Origin of the sequence: Polaribacter dokdonensis (genome assembly GCF_024362345.1) — a bacterium.
GTDB classification, from domain to species: Bacteria; Bacteroidota; Bacteroidia; order Flavobacteriales; family Flavobacteriaceae; genus Polaribacter; species Polaribacter dokdonensis.
The window spans coordinates 1620959-1636696 of record NZ_CP101505.1; the positions used below are offsets into that span (position 1 = coordinate 1620959).

The window sequence follows — 15738 nt, forward strand, 5'->3', positions numbered from 1 at the left end:
AAGAAAAGTTTTAATTTGCGTTTATGCAAGCTACAGATCATCTTACCTTTTTTAAACCAGAACAATCTTTACACGAAGGTGCTTTACTTATTGATACAGGAATATCTGCAGGTTTCCCTTCAACAACAGAAGATATTGTTGGTGAAAAGATTTCTTTAGATGATACACTTGTTAGAAACAAAGACACCACTTTTTATGCAAAAGTAAGAGGCCAATCTATGATTAACGCTGGTTTAAATCATGATGATTTACTAGTTATTGATAGAAGTTTAGAACCTGCAGACAAAAAAATTGCAGTTTGTTATATTGATGGCGAGTTTACTGTAAAGCGTTTACGTGTTCAAAACAATGAAATCTGGCTTCAACCAGAAAATCCTAATTACCCAATTATAAACATTACTGAAGACAATGATTTTATGATTTGGGGCATTGTAACCAACGTTATTAAAAAGGTTTAATTTACCGTTTTAAAATATTTTATTATTGTTTTTCGATAATTTTTATATATTTGCATTGTTATAATGTATGAAATGAAAACAACTAATAAATTAAAAATAGCATCTTACTTTTTAAAATTTTTAATGAGCATTCAAATAATTATATGTCTAGGTCTCATTTTTGTCTATTTCCATTCTATGACTGCTCCTGAAAATTATAATAGTTTAACGATTAACACAAATAGAGATCTCATCTTTAATTTTGATGTAAATGAAATCCCTAAAACATATGATGATTGGAAAGAAACAAATCAGCTTTATCATTTTAATTTATTAAATAATTATTCTAAAGCTTATGTTATTTGGTCTAAGGTGATAATGTTTACAGGTTTCTTCTTTATACTTTTCCTTTTAAACAAATTATTGAAAAACACTGAAAGTTTTAACTTCTTTTTTGAAAAAAATATTAAAATTATAAATAATATTATTTATTTAATTATAACCTTATTTATTTTAAATTTCCTTCTAAAAGGATTCACAATAAAACCTTTATTAATGGCTTTTGATAATAACACATCGCATTTTTTAACGAAAAGAAGTGCCTCTTTAAATTTTGTATTTTATTATCCTTTAGCAATAATATTCTTTTCTATTTTAAAAGTAGTTTTCAAACGAGGACAAGAATTAAAACAAGAAAACGATTTAACAATATAATATGGCAATTATTGTAAATTTAGATGTAATGCTTGCCAAACGCAAAATGCGAAGTAAGGAGTTGGCTGAAACAATAGGTATTACTACTGCAAATTTATCTGTTTTAAAGTCTGGTAAAGCTAAGGCTGTACGTTTTTCCACTCTAGAAGCGATTTGTAAAGCGTTAGATTGTCAGCCAGCAGATATTTTAAATTATCAAGAAGATTAAAACATAAAAAAACTCCGAATTTTCATTCGGAGTTTTTAACTAATTTTAATAGTAATCTATCTATTTTTAGGCTCATCCATGTTCATGTACATGAAATCTGCATCTGTATTTTCTTCACCTAGTAAATACTTACTAAAGTGATCTGCTCTTAGCCAAAAAGAGTATTCTGTCATTCTTCCAAAACCATGTCTTTGGCCTGGCATTATCATAAATTTAAAACGTTTTTTAGCTTTAATTAATTCATTTGCCATTCTAATAGTTCCTGCAGGATGTACGTTATTATCCATATCTCCATGAATCAACATTAAGTGTCCTTTTAAATTTTTAGCTAAAGATTGGTTATCGTCAATTTTGTATTTATGAGAAACTTTACCCTTTTCATCTATTTCTTCTTTTACTCCATGATGAGTTTCACTCCACCAAGAATTGTATACGTTATTATCATGATTTCCTGCAGAAGAAACTGCTGCTTTAAAGAAATCTGGATACACTAACATTGCAGCTGTAGACATAAAACCACCTCCTGAATGACCATAAATACCAACTTTTTCGATATCTATATAATCATGTCTGTTAGCCAATTGCTGTGCAACATATTTTTTATCAGCCAAACCATAATCACGTAAATTACCATAACCATAATTATGATACCATTTAGATCTGTCTGGATGACCTCCTCTATTACCCAATGTAATCACTACAAAACCAACTTGAGCCATTCTGTCTAAACGATCCATTCTATAAGAAAAAGATTTGTTTACGGCTTCTGTTTGTGGGCCAGGATAAACGTATTCTAATAACGGATATACTTTTGTAGTATCCATATCAAAAGGCTTATACATTACACCATAAATATCTGTAATACCATCATCTGCTTTTACTTTAAAAGGTTCAGGAAATTTATAACCCGAAGCAAATAATTGTGATAAATCTGCTGTTTCTAAATCCATTACTTTACGTCCATTAGAATCTCTAACTTCAGATTTTGGTACAGTATTTACTCTTGAGTAATTACTAACAAAGTATTGATTTGAATCTGACATGCTTGTACGTTTTGTAAAGTTACCAGGATCTAAAGTTCTCATTCCAGAACCATTTAAATTGATTTTATACGTATGTAAATAATAAGGATCTTGTTCTTTGTTTACACCATTTGCAGTAAAAAATAATGTTCTGCTTTTTTCATCTAAACCTGCAAAACCATCTACATGATAATCACCTTCTGTAATTTGGTTTTTTAAATTACCATCTGCATCATACAAATAAAAATGCGCCCAACCATCTCTTTCTGCCCAATGTAACATCTCTGTTTCATTGTTGAATAAAACTAATGGTCTAGACTCAATGTATGTATTAAATCTTTCTTCAATTAAAGTCTTGTACTCTCCTGTATTTAAATCTGCAACATTAATATCGTACTTTTTACGATCTCTAGAAATTACACTAAAGTATAATTTGCCTTTTTTAGATAATAATAAAGATGGTGTAAACTCATCATCTCTTTGAGATTGTTTTCTTGGTGCTCTAAATACATTTAAACTTTGTTGACGAGTGGAATCTAAAGGAACTGTAATATGAGTTTTAGTTGGAATATCAAAAATCATTAATTGTGATTTGTAATATTCTTGTTCACCTGGCATATGATATTTATATGTTTCTAGAGTAGGTCTTTTTTTACCTGTAGAATTTATTACCCATAAATCTTTAATATGTCTAGAATCTGATTTTTCGAAAACAAACTTTTTAGAATCATGAGACCATGTACCCCAAACTCCTTTTCTTTTGTCTTTATTTTTTTCTACATCTTCATTGTCTTGACCTCTACCTCCCCAAGTATAGCCATAATTCTCTTCACCATCAGTTGTCCATTGATTTTCTACAACAGTAGTATCTTTTTCATCTTTAATAAACTTTTTAAAGTTTACTTTATCCATCCAATAAATGTTATGATTTTTACCATATAAGACAATTGAACTATCAGGAGCAATATTTGCCCAACGTTGCCAAGGCTTTTTCTCTGGCTTTTTAGTATCTATAATAGTTAAGCCATTACTACCTAATTTATATTCTAAATGGTACGTTTTCTTTTCCATTTTAGGCTTTTTCTTTCTAGCCTTTTTGGTTGAGGTAGAATCTTTCTTTTCTTCTTTTTTATCTTCATCTATAACCTCTACCTCTTCTGTAGATGTAACTCTAAAACGAATTGCATTTTCTGCTTCATTAAATTTAAAATTAAATCTCGGTAAATGTTTTGCATCATAAGGATCTTTGGTAATTTCTGTTAACCATTTTGCCATTTTTACATTATCAAATAATGGTTTCTTAGTTTTTTTATCTACATCTACTATGTAGTGATTTGAACCTTCAGAAGTTTTATAAGCATACCAAAAACGGTTTCCTTTTTTTAGCCAATGAGGACTAACAGAGGTAGAATGCACCATTTTAGCTAGGTTTTTTGGCGAATATTTAGCTGCCTGTCTGTAGTTAGGTTTTGGAGTTTCTTGAGCGGATACAGTAACAATAGCAAAAAGAAACACAAAAAATAAAGTAATTTTTTTCATTTGAAGTGTAAGATTAGTTTGAATTATCTATAAAGTTGACCAAAACTATCTAAACTGCAAATTTTTTAAGAAATGTTTGTTAAAATTTTAACAGTTTACCCCTCAGTTTAGGTTCCTTTTTTCAATAAAGAAGCGCTTTAATAATAAAGAGCAATCATTTTCTAAAATACCTGAAGTTACTTTGGTTTTAGGATGTAGCTGCGTTCCTAAATTTACAAAGCCCCTTTTAGGCTCTGAAGCTCCATAAACAATTCTAGCTATTTGAGACCAATAACTTGCGCCTGCACACATTTGACAAGGTTCTAAAGTTACATAAAGAATGCAATCCTTTAAATATTTGCCTCCTAAAAAGTTAGCAGCTGCTGTAAATGCTTGCATTTCTGCATGTGCAGTTACATCGTTTAATGTTTCTGTTAAATTATGAGCTCTTGCAATAATTTGATTATTTAATACAATAACAGCACCTACAGGAATTTCTCCTTTATCAAAAGCAATTTCTGCTTCCTGATAGGCTTTTTTCATAAAATAAATATCATCAAAAGGCTGAATCATGTTTTTGGATCTAAAAACTCAATATTACAAAATTTGATATTGTATTTTTGTAAACTAATGAAAAACTTGTTAGCCAACATATCAAATCCTTCAGATTTAAGAAAACTGAATTCGAGTGAGCTTCCAGAACTTGCCAAAGATCTGAGAGCATTTATTATTGATATTGTTGCTACTAAAGAAGGTCATTTGGGTGCAAGTTTAGGAGTTGTAGAGCTTACAATTGCATTACACTATTTGTTTGACACACCTAATGATTTACTGGTTTGGGATGTAGGTCATCAAGCCTATGGTCATAAAATATTAACTGATAGAAAAAGTGTTTTTCATACCAATAGACAATTTAATGGAATTGCTGGTTTTCCTTCGAGACAAGAAAGTAATTTTGATACTTTTGGAGTTGGGCACTCTTCTACTTCTATTTCTGCTGCTCTTGGTATGGCTATAGCCTCGAATTTAAAAGGGGAAACAGAAAAACATCATATTGCTGTTATTGGTGACGCCTCTATTGCTAGTGGAATGGCTTTTGAAGCTCTGAACCATGCAGGTGTTTCTAAGGCAAATATTCTAATTATTTTAAATGACAATGCAATTGGCATAGACCCTTCTGTAGGTGCTTTAAAAGAGTATTTAACTCGAGTAAAATCAGACAAAAAACTAGCAGCTCAGAACAACATTATTAAAGCTTTAAATTTCGATTATTCAGGTCCTGTAGATGGTCATAATTTACCAAAATTATTATCTGAATTAGAACGATTAAAAAAAGTTAAAGGACCGAAGTTTTTACATGTTATCACCACAAAAGGCAAGGGTTTGCAGAAAGCTGAAGAAGATCAAATTACTTATCATGCTCCTGGAAAATTCGATAAAATTTCCGGTGAACGCTTAAAGAAAGAAAAAAGTTTATATACAAAATACCAAGATGTATTTGGTAAAACTGTTTTAGAACTAGCTAAGAAAAATAAAAATATTGTAGCAATTACACCTGCAATGTTAACTGGTAGTTCTTTAAAATTGATGATGCAAGAAATACCCAACAGAACTTTTGATGTTGGTATTGCAGAGCAACATGCAGTTACTCTTGCAGCAGGTATGGCTACCCAAGGTTTGGTACCATTTTGTAATATTTATTCAACTTTTTTACAAAGAGCTTACGATCAGGTAATACACGATGTTGCCTTGCAGAATTTACCTGTAATATTTTGTTTGGATAGAGCTGGTTTGGTTGGTGAAGATGGTGCAACACATCATGGAGTTTTCGACATTGCTTATTTAAGGTGTATACCCAACCTTATAATTTTTGCTCCAAGAAACGAAATTGAATTACGTAACATATTATATACTGCCCAATTAGGTTTAGAAAAACCAATTGCTATAAGGTACCCAAGAGGTTATGGGAAAAATAAAGATTGGCAACAACCTTTTTCTAAGATTGAAATTGGGAAAGCTGTTACTTTAAAGCAAGGTGATGAAATTGCCATTCTTTCTATTGGAACAATAAGTGATAGTGTAAATCAGGCTATAGATTTAGCTCAAAATAAAAAGTCTTTAGCACATTTTGATATGCGATTTGTAAAACCCCTTGATGAGGAATTGTTACATCATATTTTTAGTAATTTCTCTAAAATAATTACTGTAGAAGATGGAACAATTACAGGAGGTTTTGGTTCTTCAATAGTAGAATATGCAACTAAAAATAACTTTAAAAATGATATACAAATAGTTGGTGTTCCTGATGAATTTATAACTCATGGAAGTATTTTAGAACTACAAAAAGAAGTTGGTTTAGATAGTAATTCGTTGGCTGAACTTTTCTCCCAAACATAAAAAAAGGCACTGTAAACAGTGCCTTTTTTTATGAATTATTCTTATTATTATTGAATGATAATTTTCTTTGAAGTTCGTACTCCATTTTCATCAATAAGATTTAAAATATACATGCCTGCATTTAAAGAAATACTCATTTGTTTTTCTTTCTGAGAACTAAAATCTACTGTTGAGTTGTAAGCCTCTCTTCCAGAAACATCATATATTTTTACTTCTGTTTTTGCAAAACTATCTCCAGCATAAATGGTGAAATTACCATCTGAAACTGTTGGATAAACTGCAAACAACTCTTTATTATCTATTACATCTTGCACAGAAGCTGTTGCTGCATTTATATTTTTTATAGCCCAACCATATGCATTTACTCCTGCATCAGCTACTAATCTAAATCTAAACACTACTGTTTGCCCAGCAACCAATCCTTTATCAATTAAATTAATAGTTTGTGTTTTGAATAGGTTATCAGTATACACTGCAAAAGTATCATTATAAGTGCTTAACCAATCTGAATATCTTCTTGCATCATACTTATCTAGAGTTACCCAGTTTTGTAAATCTGTAGAAGCTTCTATAGTTACATAGTCGTAAAAAGAAGTTAAATCTGCTAAATTATCTGTGTATGGTTCTACAATTGCAACATCTGTATATGTTAATGTGTTACTACCTTGAGAAATAATTAATGGCTTCTTTAAAATAGTTGTGTAGGTTTTGTTTGCTACATATGGGTGTTCTGCCGAATTTAACACATCATCTGTAAAATACAGAGCATTATCGATCTTAAAACCACCATCTGTATAGATATCTGCCTCTTGAAACTGTGCAATATTTACGTTTGAAGCTGGAGCATCAAAATCAATAATATTTACAAATTCTTCTGTTATACCAGTTTCTAAACCAACATTGTCATCAAAAAGTTGCACTCCAATTTTATGAGTTCCTTCTGATAAGGCTGCAGTTTCGAAAGTGTAAGTTACGCCTGTAGTATAATCTTGAATTACTTGATCTACTTCTACATCATCTACAAAGAACTTAGCTCTGGTTACATCTTCTACAGTTGCATTATATTCTACTATTGTGCTAGAATTGTCAATTCCCTTTTGTCTTAAGGCAACATCTGGAGCTACTAAATAAGCTGGTAATGAATAATCTGCTAGTTCTGATACTGTTGCAGACCAAACTCCTCTACCATAAGTAGAAATTACTACTTGATCATTTACAACTCTAAGGTCATAAGTAGCAACTGGTATAAAACCTTCAACCATATTCCAAGTTGTACCACCATCTAAGGTTTCTACAATACCTATATCTGTACCTGCCCAAATTACATTTTCATCAAAAGGCATTTCTAAAACACAATGCACAGCTACATCTGGAAAACCTCTTTGTTCTCTGCTTGCGTAACCAGAAATATCTGTCCAACTCTGACCTAAATCATCTGTTTTTAAAATTTTAGCAGCACCTTGAGATGCAAAAGATACATAAGCTCTGTTTGCCTCTATATAAGAAGGTGCAATACCTGTAATGAATAAATTTTGATCTCCATTTGGATTATCATAAACGCCTGTGGCATTAAATGTTTGACCATTATCTTGTGAAACATGCATTACATAAGAACCACTTTCTGTCATTGCAGCTCCTGCCCAAACAATATTAGGGTTTGCAGTAGATGCTTCTACGTTTAAAGCACTAGATGCACTTGGTGTAAAGTTGTTAAGAATACTACTCAATCTCCATAAACCACCAAAATCTGTAGATCTCCAAACTCCATTTGTAGAAATTGCAAACACTACATTTGGGTTGTTATCTACATTAGATAATTTAGAGTAAAATGGTGATAAACTTCCATTTCCTGAATCATCAAAGCTGGTTAATGCTCCACTATAATCTATATATCTACCAATATTACCATAGTTTTGGGAAGCAACAATAAAGTTGCCTGGTTTGTTGTAATGCCAAACAGCTTCAAAACCATCACCTCCTAATATTTTTTGATATGATTTTGTGATGCTTGAGTCATCTCCAGAAGAAATCCATGAACCATTATCTTGGGCTCCTGCAATATAATTATCTTCTCCATTTTGCTTTGTAGCTGCATAGAATTGTGTACTGTTTTTACCTGCTGCAGTTGCAGACCAAGAACCATCTACAGCTCCAGGATTTGTTGAATATGCAGTACTATACACACCACCATCATTGGCCAATAAAATTCTAAATTCTTGATTGCTACCAAGAATATAACCCATTCCATGTTGATCTACGTGAACTTCATCATTTATTTGAGAACTATCATAACCAGAAGCTATAGACTGAAAAGAAAAATCTGTTCCAGAAACTGTTACTTTAAATACAGCAACACCACCTACATAAAATGTATTCACATCATATGGATGAGCCATAATAATATTATCATACCAACCTTGACCTGTAACTAAATTTGCATTAGGACTTGTGGTTGTTAATTTAGTATATGTTGCTCCTTTATCATCAGACACATAAAAATCTGTATTGGTATAAGTACCTCCACTTCCAGAATATACACTTAAATACACATAGTCGCTATCTGCTGCAGAAACTGCCAATTCAAAACGAGAATGGTTACCATTATAATTTGCTCTATCAAAAGATGTAGACCATGTTAAACCACCATCTATACTTTTTACAATTCCGAAATTACCTACAGAACCATATTGAATATTAAAATCTGTTGGATCTGAATCTAAATCTTGAACAGTTCCAGAAGAATTATACGTTTGAGACCAACTAGAACCACCATCTGTAGTTCTATAAATTCCGCTTGTTGTACCTACTAGAACATTGTCTTTATCTGTTGGGTTAATGATAATTCTACCAACATCACCAAAATTAGCTGTGTTTGGTAAATTCGTCCAAGTTGAACCACCATCTGTTGTTTTGTACACTCCAGAACCACCAATAGCACCTAAGTTTCCATAAGGTTCTCCTGTACCAACATATAATGTATTTTTATCTTGTGGACTAATTACTATTGTTGATGTAGCTAGATTAGGAATAGTACTATCTGTAATGTTTGTAAAAGTTGTACCTGCATCTTCTGTAAGCCAAACTCCACCACCAACTGTACCAAAAAACCATCTATTTTCATCTGTAGGATCTACAGCTATACCTCTTGTTCTACCAGGTACGTTTGCTGGCCCTCTTTCTGTAAATACTGCAGAAATATCTTTTGCACTAGAGCTAGGTATTCTTCGTTTTTGAGCTTTTTTAAATTCTTCAATTAAATAACCATTTTTGTAAGTAGATTTTTTAGCATCAATAGGTTTTCTAATCTCCCTTTGATAATCTGCCATGAACTCAATACCTTTTTTAAGTCTTGTATTTGGACTTTTCTTCGTCTTTTTCTCATTAATAACTTCAATCTCAATTTCTGTTGAAGCTTTAGTTTCTTGCTCTTTTTCACTATTACAAGAAACAGATAGCACACTTAATAGTGCCAGTAAAAGGTAATTAACTTTTTTCATTTATTTTATTTCTATTATTATACTATTCTCTTTACTAAGTTTATTATTATCAAGTAAAATATCATCATTGTCTTTTTTAATCATACCAACATGAAGATATCCTATTAATTGATTATTTGAGTGCCAAATCAATTTTGTTCCTTCGAATTTACCAGACTTTACTACCTTTTTATCTGATGCATTGAGCACCTTATAATCGATAATTTTTCTAGAAGTTAAATCGTTTTTATAACTAGTAATTAGTAGATAGGTTTTGTTGTTATTGTAATTCTGTTCTACAATCATGTTATCGTTAGCAGTTTCTATAATTTGCTCTGAATCAGCAGTTAATTTCTTGCATTTACAAGATGTTAAAAAACATAATAACAGTAGTAATTTAAGGGGTAAACTTACTCTTCTTAGCATATTTTGTTGCGTATTTGATATTTCTAGTAAAAATAAAGCTAAATAATTAAAACTAAATCAAGATAGCTGTTAATTTTTTAAGATTTTCGAATCTGAAGAATACGTTTTTATAAGATGTTTTTATAAACAAAAAAAGGAGGCTAAATTGCCTCCTTTTTTTGTTTATAACATTAAGTATTATCTAGGTATATCATCCATAGAAATTTTTCTATCAATAGTATATTTAGCATATTTAATTTTATTCTTCTTTTTGTAGGAAAGTACAACTTCATTTGGTTGCAATTCAAATGGAAATTCTACATTCTCAATTAAAGTTAATTCTTTATTGATACTTCCAGAAATACTAAATGAATCTTCATTAACTTCAGAAGGTATAATTTGATTTCTAAAATAAATAGCCAATAGCTCATACTTAGTAGTATCAAATTCATTAAAATTCAAATTTACCTGAATATAAGTATCCTCATCTGCAATTGCTGGTGGAATTTCTTTAAAAACGCCTTCATTTAATTGTAACTCGTTTTCTTTTACTAAGGTAAAATCTTGCGATTTACACCCCATCAAAAGAACAACCAAAAAGCAAGAAAATAAGATTTTCATAGTTTTAGTTTTTTACAAATTTTCTAGAAATAGCCTTATTATCTTGATTTAACTTTACAATGTATACACCTTTACCCAAGCTAGACACATCAATTGATTTTTGATCTAAAGCACCTTTTAATACTTCTTTACCTCTAATATCATAAATAGCAAATTTTGTTTCGTTAGATAATTGAATATCATTAGAACCAAATTGCAATTTAAATTGAGTTGGATTTGGATACATTGCTAAAGTGATATCATCAACTGAGTTATTAGCAACAGATAAAGGACTGTTTAAATCTGCTTGATAAATTCCATTTCCATGAGTACCCATTAATAAAATATTATCTGATGGTCTATACACCAAACCACTTACTACAGGAATACCCATAACACTTGCTCCTTGTAATTCCCAATCTTCAGTTGTAGGATCGTCTGAACTATATAAACCTCTTGCTGTACCCACAAAATAAGTAGTTACTCCATTTACAGAAGCAATGGCTCCTGCCCTTACAGAAAATGCTTCTAAATTACGTTCAACCTCGGTCCAAGTTGGTGTTGCAGCTGTTGCATTGTTTGTAACAAATATATTCCTAATATCATCTCCATAACTTGCATAAGTAACCATTACAATATCTGGGTTTGTTGGGTGTACAGCAATGTCTGATGTATATTGACCATTGTTTGTTTCAACTGGATCTATAACAACTTCATCTGGTGTTATTTTTACCAATGATGTTAAATCTGTAGCATTAATTGGGTCTTGTAAACGAAAGATATTACCTCCTCTACCACCTATAAATAGATAACTGTTTGCAGGATCGTAAGTACCTCTAGTAGTTTCGAAAGTGGTAATTCTTTCTGAGAACTGAGTACTTCCCACTAATGTCCAATCTGTACTGGTTACATTAGGTGCATCATTTGTTCTTATAACACTACCATTACTTGCGTAATAAATTGTTGATGGATTGTCTGGATCCATATGAAAATAAGTAACAAACTGACTTGGATAAGCTTCTCCACCTGTTGTTGGTGTAATGTTTGCTGTAATATTAGTCTGAGTTCCTCTGTACATAGAACCATTTTGTGTTGTTACGTAAGTGGTATAACCAGATGCCAATAAACCTGTTTGTGGCGTTACTGAAACTGCTGCTCCATCTCCACCAAATAAATCTGACATGGAAGAAGCATCTGTGTTACCAGCGTCTAAACCACCTATTGTAGTTCCATTATCTTGTGCACCTCCAATAATAAAGTCATTTCCTGCTTCATTTACCATATTTACATGGTAGTATTGATAGGTTAAATAGTTATTATTTAAGTTTTCCCATTGCACAAAATTAGAGTTGATGTTATTTGTTTTATGAACACCACCATCTGTCCCTGTAAAAAACACATTACTATCTGTTATACTCCAAGTTAATGCATGGATATCTGGATGATGATTTACACCACCTTCATTATATAATGCATAAGTACCTGCACCTCTATAACCACCAATTCTTCTAAAAGTAGCATCTGTAGTGATGTCTGAAATCTTATACACGTTTGTACCACCAATGGTTACAAAGTTTTCATCATCTGGTTTTACAGAAATAACTAAATCATAAGCACCTTGAATAGAGAATGGGTCATTACCATCGCTATCTCCACTAGGATCATCTGGTAATTTACTACTGTAATCTGTCCAAGTAGTAGTTGCAAAATTAAATTGCCATAAATCTGCTTCAGCTACTCTGTTTCCTTCAACATTTCGTTCTCCATTATTATATAAAATGTATAATATATCTTCATTTGATGGGGCTATAGCCATTGTAATTCTATTTGAAGGTGTAAAATCTGCAGAAGTAGGATTTATTTGAAGCCAATTTCCATTTCCTGTAGCTGAAGTATACACACCTCTATTAAAAGTACCTCCTCCATCTAAAGAAGCATACACTCTTCCAGTGCTTGTAATAACAACATCTGTCCATCCAGTATTGTCGTCAGCTAATTCTAACTCTACAACTGGGCCAGCTTCAGCCATTCTGTAAACTTTACCTGCAGTACCCACAAATAATTCACCTGTTGTAGGGTGAACTTCTAAGTCTATTACAAAATCGAAAAAGTTATCAAATACTTGAAAAGTTCCATTTGCAGTTGTCGCTAATTGTTGCCAAGTTAAACCACTGTCTGTAGATTTCCAGATTCCATTACCTAAAAAGCTTTCTTGTAAACCTGCACTATTTCCTCTTAATTCTCCTGTTCCATAATACCAAATGTTCTGAAAACCATCTCTTGGATCTTGAGCAATTGCTGTAACATTATGAATATCATTTAAACCAGAAACTTTGGTCCAAGTATTACCACCATTTGTAGTTCTAAAAACTCCACTACTAACACCACCTGCTAACATTGTGTTACCTGTAGCATCAGAAATATCAATTTTTAAAGCTCTTGTTCTACCTCCTAAGTTAGAAGGACCTCTACTTACAAAATCGTAAGCTGCAGATTTTTTTGAAGCATTTTTTTGTCTTTCAATAAAAGCTGTTTCTAATTCTTTATTCTTCTCTGTTTCTGGGATTAACCCTGTTTTCGGATTCTTTTGCATATCAAACTCATGCAACCATCTAGCTTCAGTATCTTCAGCTTTCTCAGCTAAAGTTTTCTTCTTTTTCTTAGGTAATTTAGATTCATCATTGTTGTTAACGTTACAAGATAAAACGAAGCTCATTGTAAAAACAACAAGCATTAAATTGTAGATTTTTTTCATTTGTTTATTTTAAAATATATTTCCAAAAATTTTTCTTCGAAGTCTTATTGCATAACTATCAGACATCCTAGAAACGTATGTACAAACTGCCATTATTCTATCATATTGACTATCAGATTGACTAACGTATTCTTGAGGCATTAAATTTACTAATAAGTTATCATAATTACTATTATTGTTATTATAATTATTATTAATGGCAGTTATAAAAACATCTAATAAATCGCCTATAATTCTATAACCTGCAACTTCCTTTTCTAAAACCTCTTTACTTTTATAGATCTTATCGATACTTATTTTAATTATGTCGTTAATTTGAGCCTCATACTTACACTTGTCTAATAAAGAATTTTTAAAATCACCATTTAAAATTGCCTCTTCATTCTTTAAAAAGATAGTTACAGCTTCATCAATTAAGGCATTAATTGCAATTGCTCTTAAATAGGCTGTTCTGTCTTTGGTATGTTGCAAGGCATAATATTTATCTCTGTTGATGCCATGAATTAATTTAGACATGTATTCTAAAGCATAATCTTCATCAATTAAACCTAGGTTGATACCATCTTCAAAATCGATAATCGTATAGCAAATATCATCTGCAGCTTCTACCAAATAAGCTAATGGATGCCTGTAAAAAGAATTGGCCTCTGTATTTTTAGGTTTCATACCTAATTCTGAAACAACATCTAAAAAGGCTTCTTTATCAGATTGAAAGAATCCGTATTTTTTATCTACAATATGATTTGTTGGTTTTTTAGGTAAGCTCTCTTTTGGATATTTTAAGAATGCTCCTAAAGTTGCATAACACAAGCGTAAACCTCCAGAAATACCTTCTCTAGATTCTGTTAGAATTTTAAATCCGTTTGCATTGCCTTCAAAATCTACTAAATCTTGATATTCTTTATCTGAAAGTTTTGTTTTATAGGTTAATCCTTTACCAGTTTTAAAATATTCTCCAATGGCTTTTTCACCTGAATGCCCAAAAGGAGGATTTCCAATATCGTGTGTAACTGAAGCTGCTGCTACAATTGCTCCAAAATCATTAAAAGTATAACCTAATTCTACTAAGTTTGGATGACGTTCTAACAACACCTTACCTACTCTTCTACCTAAAGTTCTACCAACTACAGATACTTCTAAACTGTGTGTTAATCTTGTATGTACAAAATCGGTTTCTGATAATGGAATTACCTGTGTTTTGTCTTGTAAGCTTCTAAAAGCTGATGAAAATATGATTCTATCAAAATCTACCTCAAAGCCTAAACGTGTTTCATCTTGTGCTATTCTTGGTCTTTTTTGAGTATCACCAAAACGTTTTAGAGAGAGTAATTGTTCCCAGTTCATTTTTAAAATTTAAGATTATCGAAAATACAAAAAGAGAGGCATTTCTACCTCTCTTTTTAATAACTTTTAAATTCAAATTAAGCTACCATCCAAAAATTTTTAATTTCCGAACATACGTTTTTCACTTTAGACATTAACTTTTCTGGATTCTTTGGTGCTGAAACTAATCTGCCATCAAATACATCTAATGAAAAACAAATATCAGTTAAAGGAATTGCCTTATAACTTTCTGAAATTTCAGTAATATGCTTATGTAAGATAGTGGCTACCATTTTTGAATCCTGAAGTTCAAAAACATTTCCTTTAGATAAATGAATTTTTACTCCTCCAATATACTTTTTCCCTTCATAATCAAAAGTAAATACTATGTCAGGAGAAACTAATATTTCTACACCTTCAATATAAGTTGACTTATTTACTCTTCTTTTAATGATTGTCAAATCATGATTTTTAAAAATCTCAGGAATGTCAATATCTAAAAACTTTCTCATAGCCAACAATGATGAAGCTCTGTTATTAATTTGCTGGGGCTTACTAACTATTTTATTTTTAAGTTTTTCTAAACCTTTAATAATTGGCTCTTCGTTTCCATTTTCAGATAAAGATTTTTTAATGCAAGCCCTAGGTGTTTGATACCATCCAACTTTTAAAATTGGAGGTTTTTTTGAATCTCTAATAATTCTTTTTTTCCTAGCATCTGTACCTTTAGAGAAATCTACTAAAGGATTTATTGATATTTTATACTTCATTACTTTTTTAATTTATGTTATTTATTAACTATTTTCTTTTTTTGTTAATAAAATTCGATTAAATAGCCATTAACAAAGGTCATAAGGCTTTGATAATCTGACTGAAAATTTAG

12 protein-coding genes are annotated in these 15738 nt (G+C 31.1%); 4 read left to right on the forward strand and 8 right to left on the reverse strand.

Going from position 1 to position 15738, the window contains the following annotated elements; all coding sequences use genetic code 11:
• Nucleotides 1-23: 23 nt before the first annotated feature.
• The 3 genes from LPB302_RS07220 (at nt 24) to LPB302_RS07230 (ending at nt 1359) form a co-directional block, all read left to right on the forward strand.
• Complete coding sequence (locus tag LPB302_RS07220; protein ID WP_053974195.1) at nt 24-458, forward strand: LexA family protein; 435 nt, start codon at nt 24-26, stop codon at nt 456-458.
• Between the two features lie 177 nt (nt 459-635).
• Nucleotides 636-1151 (forward strand): DUF2975 domain-containing protein, encoded by a 516-nt coding sequence (locus LPB302_RS07225; RefSeq protein WP_053974194.1) that lies wholly within the window; start codon nt 636-638, stop codon nt 1149-1151.
• Between the two features lies 1 nt (nt 1152).
• Nucleotides 1153-1359 carry a helix-turn-helix domain-containing protein gene (locus LPB302_RS07230; protein ID WP_053974193.1) on the forward strand — a complete coding sequence of 69 codons (207 nt, stop codon included), beginning with the start codon at nt 1153-1155 and terminating at the stop codon, nt 1357-1359.
• Nucleotides 1360-1415: 56 nt separating this feature from the next.
• Here the strand turns inward: LPB302_RS07230 and LPB302_RS07235 are convergent, their stop codons facing one another.
• Together LPB302_RS07235 and LPB302_RS07240 are read right to left on the reverse strand one after the other, a co-directional pair.
• Nucleotides 1416-3920, reverse strand: a complete 2505-nt coding sequence (locus LPB302_RS07235) for a S9 family peptidase (protein WP_053974192.1) — start codon at nt 3918-3920, stop codon at nt 1416-1418.
• A gap of 102 nt (nt 3921-4022) precedes the next feature.
• Nucleotides 4023-4472 carry a nucleoside deaminase gene (locus tag LPB302_RS07240; protein ID WP_053974191.1) on the reverse strand — a complete coding sequence of 150 codons (450 nt, stop codon included), beginning with the start codon at nt 4470-4472 and terminating at the stop codon, nt 4023-4025.
• A 57-nt stretch (nt 4473-4529) separates the two neighbouring features.
• Here LPB302_RS07240 and dxs point away from each other — a divergent pair, with 57 nt between their 5' ends.
• Nucleotides 4530-6296 carry a 1-deoxy-D-xylulose-5-phosphate synthase gene (dxs, locus tag LPB302_RS07245; RefSeq protein WP_053974190.1) on the forward strand — a complete coding sequence of 589 codons (1767 nt, stop codon included), beginning with the start codon at nt 4530-4532 and terminating at the stop codon, nt 6294-6296.
• A gap of 47 nt (nt 6297-6343) precedes the next feature.
• Here dxs and LPB302_RS07250 read toward each other — a convergent pair whose 3' ends face one another.
• The 6 genes from LPB302_RS07250 to LPB302_RS07275 form a co-directional block, all read right to left on the reverse strand.
• Complete coding sequence (locus tag LPB302_RS07250; protein ID WP_053974189.1) at nt 6344-9793, reverse strand: T9SS type A sorting domain-containing protein; 3450 nt, start codon at nt 9791-9793, stop codon at nt 6344-6346.
• Nucleotides 9794-10198 (reverse strand): hypothetical protein, encoded by a 405-nt coding sequence (locus tag LPB302_RS07255; protein WP_053974188.1) that lies wholly within the window; start codon nt 10196-10198, stop codon nt 9794-9796.
• Between the two features lie 177 nt (nt 10199-10375).
• Nucleotides 10376-10798 (reverse strand): hypothetical protein, encoded by a 423-nt coding sequence (locus LPB302_RS07260; protein ID WP_074613497.1) that lies wholly within the window; start codon nt 10796-10798, stop codon nt 10376-10378.
• Between the two features lie 4 nt (nt 10799-10802).
• On the reverse strand, nt 10803-13532 hold the full coding sequence (locus tag LPB302_RS07265; RefSeq protein WP_053974186.1) for a T9SS type A sorting domain-containing protein: 2730 nt from the start codon (nt 13530-13532) through the stop codon (nt 10803-10805).
• Nucleotides 13533-13541: 9 nt separating this feature from the next.
• Nucleotides 13542-14876: a dGTP triphosphohydrolase gene (gene dgt / locus LPB302_RS07270; protein WP_053974185.1), complete on the reverse strand. Its 1335-nt coding sequence runs from the start codon at nt 14874-14876 to the stop codon at nt 13542-13544.
• A gap of 77 nt (nt 14877-14953) precedes the next feature.
• Nucleotides 14954-15625, reverse strand: coding sequence for a hypothetical protein (locus LPB302_RS07275; protein WP_053974184.1), 672 nt, complete (start codon nt 15623-15625; stop codon nt 14954-14956).
• Between the last annotated feature and the right edge of the window lie 113 nt (nt 15626-15738).

Bases quoted from the DNA above. Each gene is read 5' to 3' on its own strand.
- LPB302_RS07230 (WP_053974193.1), top strand. From the start codon at position 1,153: ATGGCAATTATTGTAAATTTAGATGTAATGCTTGCCAAACGCAAAATG.
- LPB302_RS07220 (WP_053974195.1), top strand. From the start codon at position 24: ATGCAAGCTACAGATCATCTTACCTTTTTTAAACCAGAACAATCTTTA.
- LPB302_RS07265 (WP_053974186.1), bottom strand. From the start codon at position 13,532: ATGAAAAAAATCTACAATTTAATGCTTGTTGTTTTTACAATGAGCTTC.
- LPB302_RS07255 (WP_053974188.1), bottom strand. From the start codon at position 10,198: ATGCTAAGAAGAGTAAGTTTACCCCTTAAATTACTACTGTTATTATGT.
- LPB302_RS07275 (WP_053974184.1), bottom strand. From the start codon at position 15,625: ATGAAGTATAAAATATCAATAAATCCTTTAGTAGATTTCTCTAAAGGT.
- LPB302_RS07260 (WP_074613497.1), bottom strand. From the start codon at position 10,798: ATGAAAATCTTATTTTCTTGCTTTTTGGTTGTTCTTTTGATGGGGTGT.
- dxs (WP_053974190.1), top strand. From the start codon at position 4,530: ATGAAAAACTTGTTAGCCAACATATCAAATCCTTCAGATTTAAGAAAA.
- LPB302_RS07240 (WP_053974191.1), bottom strand. From the start codon at position 4,472: ATGATTCAGCCTTTTGATGATATTTATTTTATGAAAAAAGCCTATCAG.
- dgt (WP_053974185.1), bottom strand. From the start codon at position 14,876: ATGAACTGGGAACAATTACTCTCTCTAAAACGTTTTGGTGATACTCAA.
- LPB302_RS07225 (WP_053974194.1), top strand. From the start codon at position 636: ATGACTGCTCCTGAAAATTATAATAGTTTAACGATTAACACAAATAGA.
- LPB302_RS07235 (WP_053974192.1), bottom strand. From the start codon at position 3,920: ATGAAAAAAATTACTTTATTTTTTGTGTTTCTTTTTGCTATTGTTACT.
- LPB302_RS07250 (WP_053974189.1), bottom strand. From the start codon at position 9,793: ATGAAAAAAGTTAATTACCTTTTACTGGCACTATTAAGTGTGCTATCT.